This is a genomic window from Streptomyces sp. NPDC102467, from assembly GCF_044765445.1.
Taxonomy (GTDB): domain Bacteria; phylum Actinomycetota; class Actinomycetes; order Streptomycetales; family Streptomycetaceae; genus Streptomyces.
The window spans coordinates 262504-278130 of sequence record NZ_JBIWKA010000005.1 but is presented as its reverse complement, the minus strand read 5'-3'; the positions used below and the strand labels follow the sequence as shown (position 1 = coordinate 278130).

The 15627-nt window shown below is 73.6% G+C and carries 14 protein-coding genes; 6 read left to right on the top strand and 8 right to left on the bottom strand.

All coding sequences use genetic code 11. The annotated features are described in order from the left end of the window. The first annotated feature begins 110 nt into the window (after positions 1–110). Entirely contained in the window at positions 111–1115 is a 1005-nt protein-coding gene (locus ACIREE_RS12310; RefSeq protein WP_404150115.1) for an N-acetylglucosamine kinase, read from the top strand. Positions 1116–1243: 128 nt separating this feature from the next. Further along, the gene (locus ACIREE_RS12305) at positions 1244–2179 is read left to right on the top strand and encodes a sirohydrochlorin chelatase (protein ID WP_404150113.1); all 936 of its coding nucleotides are present in this window, start codon (positions 1244–1246) and stop codon (positions 2177–2179) included. Positions 2180–2316: 137 nt separating this feature from the next. On the opposite strand, the gene ACIREE_RS12300 is transcribed toward ACIREE_RS12305, so the two are convergent. The 3 genes from ACIREE_RS12300 to ACIREE_RS12290 all read right to left on the bottom strand — a co-directional run bounded on the left by ACIREE_RS12300 (position 2317) and on the right by ACIREE_RS12290 (position 6439). Next, positions 2317–3369 carry a lactonase family protein gene (locus ACIREE_RS12300; protein WP_404150111.1) on the bottom strand — a complete coding sequence of 351 codons (1053 nt, stop codon included), beginning with the start codon at positions 3367–3369 and terminating at the stop codon, positions 2317–2319. Positions 3370–3408: 39 nt separating this feature from the next. After that, on the bottom strand, positions 3409–4686 hold the full coding sequence (locus ACIREE_RS12295; protein WP_404150108.1) for a nitric oxide synthase oxygenase: 1278 nt from the start codon (positions 4684–4686) through the stop codon (positions 3409–3411). A gap of 253 nt (positions 4687–4939) precedes the next feature. Continuing rightward, positions 4940–6439, bottom strand: a complete 1500-nt coding sequence (locus ACIREE_RS12290) for an FUSC family protein (RefSeq protein WP_404150105.1) — start codon at positions 6437–6439, stop codon at positions 4940–4942. A 310-nt stretch (positions 6440–6749) separates the two neighbouring features. Here ACIREE_RS12290 and ACIREE_RS12285 point away from each other — a divergent pair, with 310 nt between their 5' ends. After that, positions 6750–7547, top strand: coding sequence for a YhjD/YihY/BrkB family envelope integrity protein (locus tag ACIREE_RS12285; RefSeq protein WP_404150102.1), 798 nt, complete (start codon positions 6750–6752; stop codon positions 7545–7547). Here ACIREE_RS12285 and ACIREE_RS12280 read toward each other — a convergent pair. Then, entirely contained in the window at positions 7539–8942 is a 1404-nt protein-coding gene (locus ACIREE_RS12280; protein ID WP_404150099.1) for a DUF2252 domain-containing protein, read from the bottom strand. The two genes, ACIREE_RS12285 and ACIREE_RS12280, sit on opposite strands and share 9 nt — an antisense overlap. A 193-nt stretch (positions 8943–9135) precedes the next feature. Here ACIREE_RS12280 and ACIREE_RS12275 point away from each other — a divergent pair, with 193 nt between their 5' ends. After that, the gene (locus tag ACIREE_RS12275; RefSeq protein WP_404150096.1) at positions 9136–10440 is read left to right on the top strand and encodes a diacylglycerol/lipid kinase family protein; all 1305 of its coding nucleotides are present in this window, start codon (positions 9136–9138) and stop codon (positions 10438–10440) included. A 37-nt stretch (positions 10441–10477) separates the two neighbouring features. Here ACIREE_RS12275 and ACIREE_RS12270 read toward each other — a convergent pair whose 3' ends face one another. Next, the gene (locus ACIREE_RS12270; protein WP_404150093.1) at positions 10478–10939 is read right to left on the bottom strand and encodes a hypothetical protein; all 462 of its coding nucleotides are present in this window, start codon (positions 10937–10939) and stop codon (positions 10478–10480) included. A gap of 177 nt (positions 10940–11116) precedes the next feature. Here ACIREE_RS12270 and ACIREE_RS12265 point away from each other — a divergent pair, with 177 nt between their 5' ends. Continuing rightward, positions 11117–11386 (top strand): hypothetical protein, encoded by a 270-nt coding sequence (locus ACIREE_RS12265; protein WP_404150091.1) that lies wholly within the window; start codon positions 11117–11119, stop codon positions 11384–11386. 143 nt (positions 11387–11529) lie between these two features. Beyond that, positions 11530–12006 carry a response regulator transcription factor gene (locus ACIREE_RS12260; RefSeq protein ID WP_404150088.1) on the top strand — a complete coding sequence of 159 codons (477 nt, stop codon included), beginning with the start codon at positions 11530–11532 and terminating at the stop codon, positions 12004–12006. Between the two features lie 45 nt (positions 12007–12051). On the opposite strand, the gene ACIREE_RS12255 is transcribed toward ACIREE_RS12260, so the two are convergent. From ACIREE_RS12255 to ACIREE_RS12245, 3 genes are all read right to left on the bottom strand, one after another. Continuing rightward, on the bottom strand, positions 12052–14331 hold the full coding sequence (locus ACIREE_RS12255) for a LuxR C-terminal-related transcriptional regulator (RefSeq protein ID WP_404150086.1): 2280 nt from the start codon (positions 14329–14331) through the stop codon (positions 12052–12054). Positions 14332–14495: 164 nt separating this feature from the next. Further along, a complete protein-coding gene (locus tag ACIREE_RS12250; RefSeq protein ID WP_404150083.1) occupies positions 14496–14981 on the bottom strand; it encodes a DUF1269 domain-containing protein in 486 nt (161 codons plus the stop codon). Beyond that, a complete protein-coding gene (locus tag ACIREE_RS12245) occupies positions 14981–15535 on the bottom strand; it encodes a DUF1269 domain-containing protein (protein WP_404150081.1) in 555 nt (184 codons plus the stop codon). Before ACIREE_RS12245 ends, ACIREE_RS12250 begins: the two co-directional genes overlap by 1 nt. Positions 15536–15627: the final 92 nt, after the last annotated feature.

Here is a 15627-nt window from a genome sequence, read left to right as displayed (position 1 = left end):
CCGTTCCCGATGGGGAAGCCCCCTGTACGCGAGGGGGTGGGGCGGCGCTAGTGTTCCTCCCCACACGTCGGACAAGCGCGACGGGGAACAGACGCGAAGTGGGAGGCCGGGTGCGTCCAGCGAACGAGTCACCGGCTGCCACGACGGCACCGGACGCGGCGCGTTGGGTACTCGGCGTCGACTCGGGCGGCTCCGGCCTGCGGGTCGCGCTCGCCCCCGCCGATGCCCAGGACCGGGCCACGACCGCGTCGTCCCGCGAGCCGGTACGCACCTCGGCGACAGGCATCGACCCGGCCCATCTGCTGGCACAACTCCTGCCCATGGCACGGGAGTTGATGGCCGGCGTCGGTGATCCGGAACTGGCCGCGGTCACCGTCGGCGCCGCCGGAATGGCGACGCTCGGTGACGGACTGCGCGCCGAGCTGCCCGCCGCGCTCAAGCGTGAACTGGGCGTCGGGCGGCTCGCGTTGGCCGGGGACGCCGTGACCGCGTACGCGGGCGCGCTCGGCCAGCGGCCCGGCGCGGTCGTCGCCGCGGGCACCGGCCTGATCGCCCTCGGCACCGACCTCGACACCTGGCACCGGGCCGACGGCTGGGGGCATCTGCTCGGCGACAGCGGCGGCGGCGCCTGGATCGGCCGGGCCGGGCTCGACGCGGCGATGCGGGCGTTCGACGGGCGGCGCGGCGCCAGCCCGGCGCTGCTCGCGCTGGCCGAGAAGCGGTTCGGTCCTGCGGGCGAGCTGCCCGGCAGGATCTATCCGCGCACCGACCGGCCCGCCGTGCTGGCCTCGTTCGCACCCGACGTGGCCGGCTGCGCCGAGGAGGGCGACCCGGTCGCCGCCGGGATCCTGCGCGACAGCGCGCGGCACATCGCGGAGTCGGCGACGGCGGTCTGCCCGGCGGGCGGCGGCGAGGTCGCCCTCACCGGCGGCCTGTTCCACATGGGCGAACCCCTGCTCGGCCCGCTCCGCACGGAGCTCGCGGAGCACCTCCCGGACGCCACCGTGGTCGCCGCCGCCGGCGACCCCCTGCACGGGTCCCTGGTGATCGCCGGCGCCCTCGCGGCGGACGCGCTGCGGCTGCCGAGGGAGGGGCGCCTGCTGTACGTCCCGTAGTTCCTGCACACCCCCGCGGACCAGGACACTTGAAGCATCCGTAACTGAACGGACAATCACGGACGGATACCGCTCAGCTGCCCCCTGACCGAACAACGGGGCCGGGCGAGCCAGTAACATGCGGCGCCATGAGCTCCCCCACTGGGCCCGCTTCCGGCCTGCCTGTACGAATGCCGCGACCGCGACAGCCCGGACGTCACCGCCGCCCGGAACCCGTGGCCGCCCCCGAGGGCGCACCGGCCCTCGCGCTGGCCGTGCCCGGCACGCCCAGTGCCGCGACCCGCATGCTCGCCGACGAGGTCGTGAGCATCGCCAGGTCCGAGCTGCCCGGTCTGGACGCACGGGTCGGCTTCGTCGACGGGGAGACCACCGACTTCCCGGTGTCCGCCGAGTTCCCCTCCCTCGCGTCCGTGCTCGCGCACGCGGCGAAGGAGCGCACGGCCCGCTTCGAGCAGGCCGTCGCCGCCGGTGCCGAGGCCGCCGCGCCCGAGGGCCCGGTCGCCGTCGTCGTGCCGCTGCTCGCGGGCCCGGACAACGCACTGCTGCGCCAGATCCGCCAGGCCATCGCCGACAGCCGGGTCGCCGCCGAGCTGACCGACGTGCTCGGCCCGCACCCGCTGCTTGCGGAGGGCCTGCACGTACGGCTCTCGGAGGCCGGTCTGGCCCGCGCCGACCGGGCCCGTCTGTTCACCGTGGCGACGGCCGCGGACGGCATCATCCTCGCCTCGGTGGGCGGCGAGGAGGCGGTGCAGGCCGCCGGGATCACCGGGATGCTGCTCGCCGCACGGCTCGCCGTGCCGGTGATCGCCGCGGCGCTCGACGTGGAGGGCTCGATCGCCGCGACCGCGGAGCAGCTGCGCGGTTCCGGTTCCCAGCAGCTGGCGCTCGCGCCGTACCTCATCGGTCCTGAGCTGGACCCGAGCGTGCTGGAGGCTGCCGCCAAGGATGCGGGGTGTGCTGCCGCGGAGCCGCTGGGGGCGTATCCGGCGATGGGGAAGTTGGCGCTGGCCAAGTACACGGCTGCGTTGGGGATCACGCCTCAGCCGGTTGCCTCTGGCAGTTGAGCCGTGTTTCAGCGGGCCCGGGACTCTGTGTCCCGGGCCCGCTGTTGTTTGTCCTCAATCGCCGGACGGGCTTGAGAACGCCGGACGGGCTTGAGAACGCCGGACGGGCTTGAGCACGCCGGACGGGCTTGAAGGAGTCAGTCGAAGACGATGCAGGAAGGGGACTGGATTCGGACCGAGCCTGCTCGCGTCGGGGTGCCTGTCTCGGGGTCCAGGGTGAACCAGGTCACGTCGCCCGAGCGTTCGTTCGCCGCGTAGAGGTGGCGGGCCGAGGGGTGCAGGGCCAGGTCGCGGGGCCAGTGGCCGCCGCAGGGGGTCGTCGAGCGGAGCGTGGGGTGCTCGCCCGTGGCGTCCAGGGTGAGGACGGAGATGACGTCCTCGCCGCGGGTCGCCGTCCAGAGGAAGCGGCCGTCGGGGGAGACGACGATCTCTGAGGGGTAGGCGTCGCCGCGCGGGGCGTCGGCCAGGACCGAGACCTCCGTCAGCGGCTTGAGGATGCCCAGCGTGGCGTCCCACCGGCAGACCGTGAGGGTGGGCGTGAGTTCGTTGAGGATGTACGCGTGGTCGCCGGACGGGTGGAAGACCAGGTGGCGGGGGCCCGAGCCGGGGCGCAGGGCCGTCTCGTGGTGCACGGCGAACCGGCCGTCGGTGCGGGTGCAGACGCGGACCGAGTCCGTGCCGAGGTCGACGCTGACCGCCCAGTGACCGCTCGGGTCCGCCACGACCTGATGGGCGTGCGGGGTCTGCTGGCGTTGCGGGTGCGGGCCCGAGCCGGTGTGCCGCAGCACGTCGCGGCCGGCCGCGTCGGGCGTGCCGTCGGCGCGCAGCGGGAGCGCGGTGACGCTGCCGGAGCCGTAGTTGGCGGTGAGTACGTGCCGGCCCCAGACGGACAGATGTGTGGGGCCGTCGCCGCCGACCGGAACGGGCCGGCCGGCCGGGGTCACCGGTGTGCTGTCCGTGCGGAACGCGGCGACCGCCCCGTCCGCCGTCTCGCTGACCGCGAGCAGCAGGCCGCCCGCGACCGCCAGGTACGAGGGGTCGGGAGTTACGTCCGTGGCGGCGAGGAGGGTCAGCGAGCCGTCCGACGCGTCGACCGCGGCGGTGGCGATGCCGGGGCCGCCCGCCGCGGTGAACGATCCGATGTAGGCCCGCCCTGGCTGACTGCCGGTCACGGCTTCCCCTTTCGGCATGGCGGGCCCTGTGCCCGTGCGCCGACGGTAGCAGCGGGTCTAGACCAGGTCGTGCCGGTGGGTCGGGCGCCGCGCCGCGGTCCACTCCTCGCCGCGGGCCCGTGCGTGGGCCTCGGGATGGTGGACGTAGGACGGGGTGCTCTCGGTGGTGTCGTACAAGCGGTGGAAGACCGGGGTCGCCGAGCCGGAGATCGGCGGCACGATCCACGACCAGTCGGCGCCGACGGTGCGGCCTCTGGACTCCTCGCGGGCGATGTGGGCGAGGAAGCGCTGCGACTCGGTGTGGTGGTCGGTGACGGTGACGCCCGCCCGGTCGAAGGAGTGCAGGACCGAGCGGTTGAGCTCGACCAGGGCGCGGTCCTTCCACAGGCTGCGGTCGGTGCTCGTGTCGAGGCCCAGGCGGTGGGCGAGGTAGGGCAGGAGGTTGTAGCGGTCGGTGTCGGCGAGGTTGCGGGCGCCTATCTCGGTGCCCATGTACCAGCCGTTGAAGGGGGTCGCGCCGTAGCAGACGCCGCCTATCTCCAGGCACATGTTGGAGATCGCGGGCACGGCGTGCCAGCGCAGGCCGAGCTCGGTGAACCAGGTGAACTCCGGGTGGTGGAGCGGGACTTCGAGGATCGCGTCCGGCGGCAGGGCGAACCAGCGGGGCGGCTCGTGCGGGACCCGCTGCACGATCAGCGGCAATACATCAAAGGGGGTGCCGGCGCCGCCGCGCCAGCCCAGGCGGCGGGCGAGACCGGTCAGGCCCGCGTTGCGCGGATCGCCGACGATGTGGCCGTCGCGCTGGACGTGGCCGGCGTAGCGGATGAGCTGTTCGTTCCAGATCCGGGGGCCGGGGCTGCCGGGCGCGTCCGGGGCGAAGACGGTGATGAGGGGGCGGATACGGCCGTCGGGTGCGGCCTCGCGCAGGTGGTCGGCGCAGGCTTCGGCGATCTCCGCGGCCTCGGTGAGGTGGCGCAGGTCGCGGACGCGCAGGGAGCGCCAGTACAGGCGGCCTATGCAGCGGTTGGCGTTGCGCCAGGCGACGCGGGCGCCGAAGACGAGCTCTCGCGGAGTGTGCGTGTACGTGCCGGTGGCGGCGAGTTCCGCGTCGATCTCCGCGAGCCGGGGGGCCGGGTCGCCGAGCTCCTCCTCGGTGTGGTGGCGCCGGACGAAGTCGGCCGCCGCGCGCGCCATCTCGACGGTCGCCGCACGACCGTGCCGGGGGCGGGCGCCGTCGAGCGGTGCCTGCCTCCGGTCGTGGCGGGGGGCGCCGGGGGCGGCGGAGAGCCAGCCCTCCACGTCCCGTGGTCCGTTCCTGCGCAGGTCGCTTCGCATGACACATCCCAGCGGCTCGACAACGGCGCACGGCTCGCTCCCGCGCGGCCGTGTCTTCGGGTGTCCGGGTCTCCAATGGCGCGGAGTTACCCTCCGGGCGGACTGATCCACCCTGTACGTGCCCCGGGAAAATGCCTCACTCGGGGTCTGGTTGTCCACGCCGATGCGAGACAACCACACGTGGACCCCGGTGGACGGCCGGTCACGGACGTACGGGGAGCGTGGGGAACTGCGGGACAGCGCGCGGGGGTTCCTACGCGCCGAGGCTCGCGCGCTGGGCCCCGCGCAGCGGTACGGCGAGTTCGACGAGGGCCTGCTCCAAGGCGTGCAGGTGGGCCAGGACGGGTTCGGCCTCGACGGTCCCGGGTGCGGTGACGGTGGAGCGGGCGTACGGGGCGGGGGCGGTGAGGGCTTCGACGGCTGTCTCCACGCGCCAGCAGGCGGCGGCGAGCCGGGCGTCGTGCGAGGCCTCCGGGTCGGCGGCGACGGAGGCCAGCCCGCGGACCTCTCGTGCGCAGTCGTCGAGCAGGGCGAGCACGTGGCGGGCCCGGCCCTTGCGCGCCCGCAGCGGGCTGAACGGGTGCACGAGCGGCGCGAGCGAGAGCCGTACGCGGGCGAGCAGGGACTCCAGCTCGGCGACGCGCGGCGCGGGATCGGCGGTGGCGTCCCCGGCGAGCCGGGCGGCGGCCTCGGCGGTACACGCGTGGACGCAGCGCAGGGCGCGTTCGACCCAGGCGTCGGTGACGGAGTGCGTGGTCACCGGGAGGACGAGGAGCACGGCGAGCACGGCGCCCAGCGCTCCGACGGCCGTCTCCCCCACGCGCAGGGCCAGCAGCGCCGGGTCCAGGACGCCGAGAAGCCCGTACAACATGCTCGCCATGACGGTGACGGCGAGCATCATCCAGGTGTAGGAGACGGCGGCGGTGTAGAAGATCCCGAAGACGCTGACCGCGACGACCACGGCGGCCGCGACCGGCTCGTCGTGCAGCGGCACGGCGATCAGGAATCCGAGGACGATCCCGAGCACCGTCCCGAGGAACCGCCGGAAACCGCGCACGAGGGTCTCGCCGCGCGAGGTGGTGTTCACGAACACCCACCAGGTGGCGCCCACGGCCCAGTACCACCGCTGATCGGAGAGCAGCTGACCGACGGCGAGCGCGAAGCCGGCGCCCGCGGTCGCCTGGACGGCCTGGCGGGTCGTGATCCGCGCCAGGCCTCGGCCGACGGCCGGCGGGGGCAGGACCGCGAGCACCGGGATCCGGCGCTCGTAGCACCACGCGCCGAACCGCACCGTGGCCGCCACGGCGAGCGAGAGCAGCACCGCCGTGTAGAGCTCGGCCAGTCCGCCGGGAGTGACGTGCAGGAACTGCGCCGCGAAATACATCATGAAGGCGAACACGCCGAGCGAGTGCCCGCGCGGTCCCCACCGCCGCGCGTACACCCCCGCCCCGACGACGGCGAGGAACGCCAGGTCCCGGGCGAGGGGCAGCTCGTGCAGCGCGGCCGCGAGCGCAAGCACCGGCAGGCCCACGACGGGCAGCAGCGCCGTCGTCACCGCCTGCCCGCGCACCGTCGGGTCGGCCACCGTGAAGAGGGCGAGCAGCGCGGCGAGGCCACCTGTGATGGCCGCGGCCAGCGAGTGGCCGGCCGCCCCGCACACCGCCACGGCCAGGCCGATCCCGAGGACCGCACGGCTCGCGAACCGCAGCCGCGCCCGCCCCGGGTCCGGTGCCACCAATGCCCTCTTCAGCAAGTTGCCCCGCCCCTTTCCGCAACCGAGTCCTGACATGAGTAAGGCGCCGCGGAGATCCCGCAAGGGATCCGCAGCGCCATCGACCCGCATATCTCAGCACTTGAGCGACTGATGGTTCAACAGGCGGAGAAAGTCCTGTGCCATTGGACCAGCGCATGGCGGCGTGAGGCTGCCAGGAGCGGGCCAACGGACCACTCGCGGCCCCGGGCGGTGCACGCGCGCCGGTTCACCCCGGGCGGGCGACGCGCGCCGGGCCGCCGCAGCCGAGGGTGCCTGGCAGGAGCGAGCCCTGCCACGAGAGGACCGCGTCATGCCGATCGCGGGTGCCGCCCGTCCGCTGGCGGGCCGTGTCGTCCAGCAACTCGTCCGCGTCACGATCCTGGACATGGCGACGCGACTCGCGGCGCAGGCGTTCCTGGCCGTGCTGCCGATGCTCATCGCCGTCGCCTCATTCTGTCCGCGTCCCGTCCGCGACGACCTCCTGCACTCGGTGCGCCTCCTGCTCGGCACCCACGGGGCCGCGCTGGCGAGGGTGAGGGAGCTGACCGAGGGCGGCGACACCGCCGCCCACAGTTGGGGCGTGTCGGGTGTGCTGGTGGCGCTGCTCTCCGCCACCGCGTTCACCCGCGCCCTGCAGCGCCTGTGCGAGCGGTCCTGGGAGCTGCCGCGCTCCGGTGTCCTGTACGTGGTGTGGCGGTGGCCCGTCTGGCTGCTCGTGTGGGTCGTGTCCCTGGTCGCGCAGGGCACGCTGCACCGCGCGTTCGGGGCGGGGCCCGTCATCGGGTACCTGCTGCAGCTGACGGTCGCGGTGCTGATGTGGTGGTGGACCCAGCATCTCCTGCTCGCCGGGCGGGTGCCGTGGCTGTCGCTGCTGCCGGGGGCGGTGCTGACCGGCGGGGGCGTGGTCGCGTACTGCGCCGCGTCAGGGCTGTGGCTGCCGCGCACGCTACGGATGAGCACCGAGCGGTACGGAGCTCTCGGCTCGGTGTTCACCCTGTTGACCTGGCTGATCGTGTTCTTCACCATCGTCGTGTTCGGTGTCGCCGTCGGCCGCACGCTCGCCCAGGAAGAGGCACTGCGGCGCAGGCTCGACGACCTGTCACGCTGAGGCCGCGGTCACCCGGCCCGTGCGCACCGCGTCGGCCAGCGCCTTGTGGTCGCGTTCGTTCTGGTCGGCGTAGGCCTCCGCGAAGTACCCGATCGCCCGGTCGAAGGCGTCGGAGCGGCCCAGGTAGGCGGAGATGGCGATCCGGTCGCCGGAGCGGGCGTGGGCGCGGGCCAGCGTCCTGCCGCACAGCCGGGCGAACAGCCGCATCACGTCCGGAGTCATCAGCTCGGCCTGGGGTATCGCCTTCCAGTCCCGCAACTGCCGTACGTAGAAGTCGCGTTCACGACCGTCGAATCCCTGGACCCGCTCCCAGCCGAGGAACATGTCGCTGGTCGCCTGCATCAACCGCTGTCCCGCCACGACCCGTTCACCCTGATTGGCGTGGGTGCTGCGGCCCGCGAACTCGGCGAGGACCGAGGTCCCCGCCTCCTTCGCCTGCAGGATCAGGGGGTCGCGGTCGTCGCGGCCGAGCAGCAGGACGATCCAGCAGCGGGTCCCGACGCTGCCCACCCCGACCACCTTGCGGGCCATGTCGACGACCTTGTACTCCGCGAGCAGCGCCTGCCGGTCGGCGGGGAGCGTGCGGGCGTAGCGCGCGATGAGGTCCCGCAGCTGCTGTTCGAGGTCCTTGCGCTCGACGTCCGGCAGGAAGCTGTCGAGCGGCATGATCAGCGGCGGGTCCGCGACGATCCGCAGCTCGCCGTCGACCACGTGCGTCAGCTTGTCCAGCGCTTGCACCTGGTCGCGGGTACGGGCCTTGTCGAGCGTCCGGGACACGCGGCGCCGGGTGCGCTTGTCGAGCCGCGACGACATCGCGCCGTACAGCTCCTGGGCGTCGATCCGCGAATACCACACGTCGAGGGTCCGCATCTCGGCGAACTGACGCATCGTCTTGCGGTACCCGCGGACCGCCGCGTGCACCACCAGGGCGCGCTCCGCGCGGCGGAAGCCGTTGCCGCGGCCCGCGATGGCGAGGCTGGCCGCGAGGCGTTTGACGTCCCACTCCCATGGTCCGGGGAGCGTCTCGTCGAAGTCGTTGATGTCGAACATCAGGTGCCGCTCCGGGGAGGCGAGCAGCCGGAAGTTCAACAAGTGCGCGTCTCCGCACAGTTGGGTCCGCAGTCCCGAGTCCGGGGTGCCCGCCAGGTCGGCCGCCATCAGGCCGGCCGCGCCCCGGTAGAACCGGAACGGCGACTCGATCATGCGCCCGTAGCGGATCGGCACCAGCTCGGGGAGCCTGCTCATCGACTGCCGCTCGATCACGTCGACCGGGTCGGGGCGGTCCGCAGCGGGGGCGAACTCGGCGTGGTCGGACCGCGGGACACGGGAGCGGGCGGCCCTCCCCCGGTCCGCCCGCTCCCGCGCGGTGAGGTGTCGGTGCGTGGTCTCGGTCATGACGCACTCCCTTCAGGAGTGAGCACTGTGGGCCGCGGCAGTCGCGTCCGCGTCACCCGGCCGGTGTGAGGGCCCGTGCCCCCTCCCGGCCGGATCGGCGCATGTCGTCCGGTGCGGGTGATCGCACGGCGCCCGAAGAGCTCGCCTGCCAGGGGTGAGGCCGGGCGCCCGGCGGCGCCGCAGACTGCCGCTCATGGAACCGACGATGCGTGGACAGCGGTGGCTGGCTCGTGCGTCCCTGGTCGCCGCGGCGGCCGCGGTCGTGGTGCTGGGAGTGTTCGCGGGGCTGCGTACGTTCGCCCTGCTGGCGGTGGGGATCGGCGGTCTGGTGGTCACGGTGGCGGCGGTGTGGTGGGTCCTCAGCAGGCGGGGGGTGCTGAGGTTCCTCGCGCTGGCCCTCGCGGTGGCCGCACCGGTGTGGGTCCTGGTGGCGTACGTCCGGGCCGGTCTGCTGTGGGTGGCCCTCGTCTCCGCCGCGCTGTGCCTCGTCGCCGCCGGAGCCGGCCGGGCCGCTCTCGCGCCGGGATCGGCCGCGGCCGCGCTACCGGAGCGAGCGGCGCCGCGCTTCCGGCACCCCGCCCTGATCATGAATCCGCGGTCCGGCGGGGGCAAGGTCCGCCGCTTCGAACTGCGCGAGCAGGCACTCGAGTTGGGCGCCGAGGTGGTGCTCCTGGAGTGGCGGGAGGAGACCGACGTGGCGGCGCTGGCCCGCAAATGCGCAGCCGAGGGGGCCGACCTGCTCGGCGTCGCGGGAGGGGACGGCACGCAGGCCCTGGTCGCCGAGGTCGCCGCCGCGCTCGATCTGCCCTTCCTGGTGATTCCGGCGGGCACCCGCAACCACTTCGCCCTCGACCTGGGTCTGGACCGCGACGATCCGGCCAGGGCGCTGGACGCGCTGCGCGACGGCGTGGAGCTGCGGGTGGATCTGGGCAGGGCAGGCGGGCGGCCCTTCGTCAACAACGTCTCGTTCGGGGCGTACGCCGAGGTGGTGCAGAGCCCGGCCTACCGGGACGGCAAGACGCGTACCACGCTCAATCTGCTGCCCGATCTCCTTCTGCGGCAGGAGGGCGCGCGGCTGACCGCGCGGGCCGGGGAGCATGAATTCGCCGACCCGCAGGCGCTGTTGGTGAGCAACAACCCCTACAGCGCGAACGATCTCGCCGGGCTCGGCCGTCGTACCCGCCTCGACGGCGGGGTCCTCGGCTGTGTCGGGGTCCGGGTCACCAGCGCCGCCCACGCGGCGGGCCTGCTGCGGGGCGTCCGGTCGGCCGGGCTGACCAGGGCGACGGCGACCTCCGTGGTCGTCGACGCCGACCAGGAGTGGATCCCGGTGGGCGTCGACGGCGAGGCGATGCGGCTGAGCGTTCCCGTGCGCTGCGAGGTGCGGCCGGGGGCGCTGCGGGTGATCGTGCCCCGGCGGCGCCCGGGTGCGTACCGCGAACGCGCGCGGCTGGACTGGCGCCACATCGGACGGCTCGGCCTGACCTTCGGCCGCTGAGAGGCCGCGGCCCGGATGCCGGGCCGCGTCGTCCGCGTTACATCGGCGCCCCGTAGACCTTGTGGGCCTCGCGGTGCCCGTACATGACCAGCGACCAGATCACCAGGACGTCCAGGCCGATGATGATGGCCGACCAGAACGGGAAGTACGGCGTGAAGAAGAAGTTCTCCAGCGCGCTGAATCCCATGACCACGATCGCGACGGCGCGAGCCCACGTGCGGCCGCTGAACAGGTTGAAGGCCGCCGCGAGGATCACGATGCCGGTGATCATCTGGACCCAGCCGCGCACGTTGGGGTCGAAGTCGAACGGGTAGTCGTTCTGCGACTGGTAGAAGTTGTCGCTGAGGATGCCGGAAAGGCCCGCGATCGCGTGGAACGAGCCGCTGATCGCCATCACGCACACGGCGAAGACCACTCCGCCGACGGCAAGCACACTCACATGCGGCTGCGGTTCGGGCGCGCCGGAGCGCGGCGGGCCCGCCGAGGTCTGCTCACTCATGTCGAACCTCCTCATCAGGGGAGCCGAAGCGTCTCCCCCGGCCCGCTCGCCCGGTTCACCCGCAGCGGATGAGCCCGGGGCCGCGTCCTCACCGTCACCCGCACCAGGTGATGTGGCTGTACGGGCCGCCGCGAGAAGGTCGCGGGTGGACCGGGCTGTCGCACAGGAGGTGACGCCATGGGCGGGGCACAGGCGGGCGCGAGTTCCGGACCGGCCGGGGCAACACCCGGCTCCGACTTCGAGATCCGGGTCCGGGGCAGGATCGGCGAGGCCTTCAGGTCGGGGTTCAGCGAGCTGACGATCGTGCTGCATCCCGCGGAGACCGTGCTGCTGGGAGCGGGGCTCGATCAGGCGGCCCTGTACGGGATCCTCGACCGCATCCAGGCGGTCGGCCTGGAACTCCTGGAGGTACGGAGGCTGCCCGGCCCGCGCGACGCCAGAGGGTGAGACGTCGGGCGTGTACGAGACGGAACACCGCATGAACGAGAGATAAAGCCTTCCTCGAAACAGGGCCGACAAGCCTCTTCCGCTGCCTCCGCCTCCCCCAGCACCGTAGGGGGAGATGCCCTGCACATGGGGAGGTGAGGGGCATGCACACAAGGGTGCTGCGCGCGGAGTCCGACGGCTCCGCGCGGGGGCCCGGGCGGGTGTCCGTCCTGCATGGACGGCTGCGCTCGCTGAGCCATGAGCCCCTGGGGATGAACGAGGCGGTGACGACCTGTCTGGTGTGGGTCGCCGACGTCCTGGTGGAGATCGCGGAGGACGTGACCGATCCGCGCAGCGCGGTCGAGCTGATGCAGGAGGCCTCGGCCGTCCTCGCCTCGGTGCGCGGTCCGCTGCCGGGCACCCCGGACGCGCCACCGCCGCCGCCCACCGAGCCGTTGACGGCCCGTCAGCTCGCGGTGCTGCGGGAGTTGCGGCACGAGGTGTCGCTGCGGCAGATCGCGGAGGGGATGTACGTGTCGTACAACACGGTCAAGAGCCACACGCGTGCCGTCTACCGGAAACTGGGCGCGCGGTCACGGGCCGAGGCCGTGGGCCGGGCCCGGGAACTGGGTCTCATATAGCGGGTCGGGCTCGTGCGGGCAGTCAGGCATCCAGGCGGCGGGCGGTCACAGGAGCTGCAGTTCGCGGGCGCGCCTGACCGCGGCCGAGCGCCGGGACACGGCGAGCTTGCGGTAGACGCTCTTGAGGTGGGTCTTCACGGTGTTGACCGAGAGATACAGCTCCTTGGCGATCTCCTCGGTGGTCATCATCTGCGCGAGCCGGTCCAATACGTCGTGTTCCCGCGCGCTGAGCCGCTCGGCGGGGTTCTGCGGCACCTCCGCGTGCTGCTCCGGCTCGACGACTGCGAGGCCGGGCCGCACGGACGCGAGCAGCGCGGCGCACGCGGGCCCCACGAGGCGCAGCACAGGCCCGGGGAGCCGGGCGGCGGTCACGACGGCGCCGATCGGCTCGGTCGCCGGGCCGCCGCGCTCCACCACGGTCGTCAGCCGGGCCACCAGCGCGCCGACCTCGGCGAGGAACGCGTCGGGCAGGGCGCTCAACGCCGCCTCGGCGCGCGCGAGTTCGTGCCGGGCCCGGCCGGGGGCGCCGCGGGCCAGCTCGACCCAGGCGCGCACGAGGTGCAGGGTGGCGCGCGTCGGCTCGGTCGTGGTCCAGGCGGGCAGCGGCGGCTGGGCGGCCAGGGTGGTGAGTTCGTCGGCGGCCCGGAAGCGGCCGCGCAACGCCTCCAGGAGCGCGAGTTCGACCAGGCAGTCGCGGCGCAGGGTGCCGTTCCCTGCGGTGCCGGCCGCCTTGAGTCCGCCGGTGAGGGAGGTCTCGGCCGCCTTGAGGCTGCCGGCCCTGAGTTCGCCGCTGCCGCGGATGGTCAGGGTGAGGGCGGAGATCTCCGGGCACCGCAGCAGCGCGGCGCCCGGCAGAAGCGGCCGGACGGATTCGGCGTCGGCCGCGGCGGCCTCGGCCTCGCTCCGGCCGCGCGAACGCAGCCACTCCATGCGGATCACCGCGTGGGCAAGGCGGCACCGCGCGCCCCGGTCGTCGTCCTCCGGTGGCAGCGCGTCGAGCAGCAGGGCGGCCCGTTCCAGGTCCCGGGCGCAGGCCCGGTCGTCGTGGCGGGCCCGCGCGACGGCCGCCGCGAGCAGCACGGATTCGGGCACGTCCGCGCAGAGGCCTTCGGGGAGTTGCCGGGTCAGTTCGACGGGGAGCCGGGCCGTGGTCAGGCCGAGCACCTGGCCGATCGCCAGGTGGTGCACGATCAGCCGGGCGGCCCGGTCCCAGTCACCCGCGGCCAGCAGGTGCCGTACGGCGTCGGCGAGCAGCCCGTGTGCGCCGAGCCAGCCGGCCGCGCGCCGGTGCAGGGGCGCCACAAGTCCGGGCGTCTCGTGGCGCAGGCACATCCGCAGCACGTCGGCGAACATCTGGTGGCAGCGGTACCAGCCCTGGCCGACTGGCTGCAGGAACGAGTTCTCCCTGACGAGCGCCGCGAAGTGCCGACCCGCGTCGGCGCCGGAGAGCTCGGCGGCCAGTTCGGCGTTGACCCGCTCCAGCACGCTCGTCGCGAGCAGCAGGCGGCGCATGCCGGCCGGCTGCAGGTCGAGCACCTCCTCGACGAGGTAGCTGGCGATCGCCTCGTCGTCGCCCGCGAAGTGCGCCACGAACCGGTCGGGGTCGGTGCGCTTCTCCATGGACATCGCGGCGAGCCGCAGTCCCGCGGCCCAGCCGTCCGTGCGGCGGCGCAGCGCGCTCACGGTCTGTTTCGTCACGTCGATGCCGTGCTGGGCGAGCAGCTCCGCCGTCTCCCGGTCGTCGAACGCCAGGTCTGCGGTGCGCAGTTCGGTGACGTCGCTGGTGAGCCGGCCGCGGTGCAGGTGCAGCGGCGGGTCGCGGCGCGCGAGCACCACCAGGCGCAGCAGGCCCGAGGTGTGGCGCAGGAGGCTGGTGACGCCTTCCGCGATCGGCGAGTTGGGGGCCGGCTGGAAGCCGTCAAGGACCAGCACCACCGGTTCGCCGTGCGCGTTCAGCCGGGTGGCGAGGGCCGCCACCAGAAGGGGCCCCTCCCCCGCGGTGGCGGACTCGGGGAGGTCGACGCCGGCCAGGCGCAGCGCGCCGGTCACCCGGGGCCAGAAGACGCCGGGCTGTTCGGCCGGGCCGTCGCAGGAGACCCAGGCGAGCGGTCCTGGTGGGCGGGCGGTGTGGGCCCACTCCAGGGCGAGCGTCGTCTTGCCTGCGCCGACGGGCCCGACGACGACGGTCAGCGGGCCGAGGACGCCCCTGGCCAGCCGGTCGGTGAGGCGGGGCCGGGGCACGAGCCAGGCGGGCAGCGCCGCGACGGTACAGGCGGCCGTGGTCTCCGGCCCGATGTCCCGTGCGTGCTGTGACCACGCGTCCATGGGTGGCACCTCGCTCTCGGGGCGCAGTGGCGCGGCACAGGCCAGTGTGGGCCCCGGCGGGCGGGAGGGAGCGCCCGGCGTCCGTCATCTCATCCGGGTGAAGTTCCGGCGTACGAGGGCGCGTTGCGGGGCGCCCGGTGCCGGGGCGCCCCGCGGTCCTCAGGTCACGTGCGCTGCAGGGCGGCGATCAGCTCCTCCTCCCGGTCCTTGGTGAGGGACGTGCGCAGCACGGTGGGGTGGAAGGGGCGCACGGCCTCGCGGACGCGGTCCGGGGTGGAGCGCCGGACGAGGGCGAAGACGGCGGCGTGACCCGGTTCGAGGGTGGCGGCGATCTCCTTCACGAAGCCGTCGTGGATACCGATGTCGGAGAGCTTCCCGGCCAGGGCGCCGGTGGCGGCTCCCACCGCCGCACCGAAGACCGGCATCAGGAAGAGCAGCCCGAACAGGGAGCCCCACAGGGCGCCGCCGGTCGCGCCGGCCGCCGTGGTGTTGTACGACTGCCGGACATGGATCTTGCCGTCCATGGCACGCCAGGTGAGAGCGGCGTCCTCCAGGTCGAGCAGTTCCTGCCGGGACAGGTCCTTGGCGAGGCGAAGGACCGCCTCCGCCTTGTCCTTGTCCGCGAATCCGAGCACGACGAGATCGGCCATCAGGACCTCCTGCGGTGGTTGCGGGTCTTCGGGTCCGGCCGTGCTTCGGGCGCGACCGGTTCGCCCAGGCGTTCCGCCGCGGAGAGGATCTCGGCGGCGACGGGTTCGAGTGCCTCCAGGGTGAGGAAGCCCTCCGCGACGGGGACACCGCCGACGTCGCGGATGGCCGCGCGCAGGTACTTCGCCCACACGTGCTCCAGCAGGACGAACGCCGCGGCGCTCCCCGGGTCCATGGAGTCGGCCATCTCACGGATCTCGACCAGGGAGAGCCCGAAGGCATTTCCCTCGGCCAGGCTCGGATACTCCTCCTGGGCCGCCCGGAGCCGGTCGCCGGAGACGCCGAGCAGGGCGGCGACCGTCTCGCCCATCCCTTCCGCCTGGAAGTCGAGGGAGAACAGCTCCCCGCTGAACTCCTTACGGACGAAGAGCATGTCGAGAACGCGGATCTGCCCGTTCGCCTCGAGAATTCCCATCTCCTCGACGATCCGCCCCTCCAGCTTGGCGTCCGGGCCGAACTCGACCACGAGGAGTTGTACCGGTCCGATCCCTGCCATGGTTCCTCCTTCGACGGGCCTGCTCCCGCACGGGCCCCAGAGAAGCGGGTATACGGGCCACGCCGCGTCACCCGCCGGAGGTGAGCAAGGCG

Coding starts and splice junctions, on each gene's coding strand:
- ACIREE_RS12295 (WP_404150108.1), bottom strand. CDS start 4,686: ATGCGAAGCGACCTGCGCAGGAACGGACCACGGGACGTGGAGGGCTGG.
- ACIREE_RS12305 (WP_404150113.1), top strand. CDS start 1,244: ATGAGCTCCCCCACTGGGCCCGCTTCCGGCCTGCCTGTACGAATGCCG.
- ACIREE_RS12260 (WP_404150088.1), top strand. CDS start 11,530: ATGCACACAAGGGTGCTGCGCGCGGAGTCCGACGGCTCCGCGCGGGGG.
- ACIREE_RS12270 (WP_404150093.1), bottom strand. CDS start 10,939: ATGAGTGAGCAGACCTCGGCGGGCCCGCCGCGCTCCGGCGCGCCCGAA.
- ACIREE_RS12250 (WP_404150083.1), bottom strand. CDS start 14,981: ATGGCCGATCTCGTCGTGCTCGGATTCGCGGACAAGGACAAGGCGGAG.
- ACIREE_RS12245 (WP_404150081.1), bottom strand. CDS start 15,535: ATGGCAGGGATCGGACCGGTACAACTCCTCGTGGTCGAGTTCGGCCCG.
- ACIREE_RS12280 (WP_404150099.1), bottom strand. CDS start 8,942: ATGACCGAGACCACGCACCGACACCTCACCGCGCGGGAGCGGGCGGAC.
- ACIREE_RS12300 (WP_404150111.1), bottom strand. CDS start 3,369: ATGCCGAAAGGGGAAGCCGTGACCGGCAGTCAGCCAGGGCGGGCCTAC.
- ACIREE_RS12275 (WP_404150096.1), top strand. CDS start 9,136: ATGGAACCGACGATGCGTGGACAGCGGTGGCTGGCTCGTGCGTCCCTG.
- ACIREE_RS12265 (WP_404150091.1), top strand. CDS start 11,117: ATGGGCGGGGCACAGGCGGGCGCGAGTTCCGGACCGGCCGGGGCAACA.
- ACIREE_RS12255 (WP_404150086.1), bottom strand. CDS start 14,331: ATGGACGCGTGGTCACAGCACGCACGGGACATCGGGCCGGAGACCACG.
- ACIREE_RS12285 (WP_404150102.1), top strand. CDS start 6,750: ATGCCGATCGCGGGTGCCGCCCGTCCGCTGGCGGGCCGTGTCGTCCAG.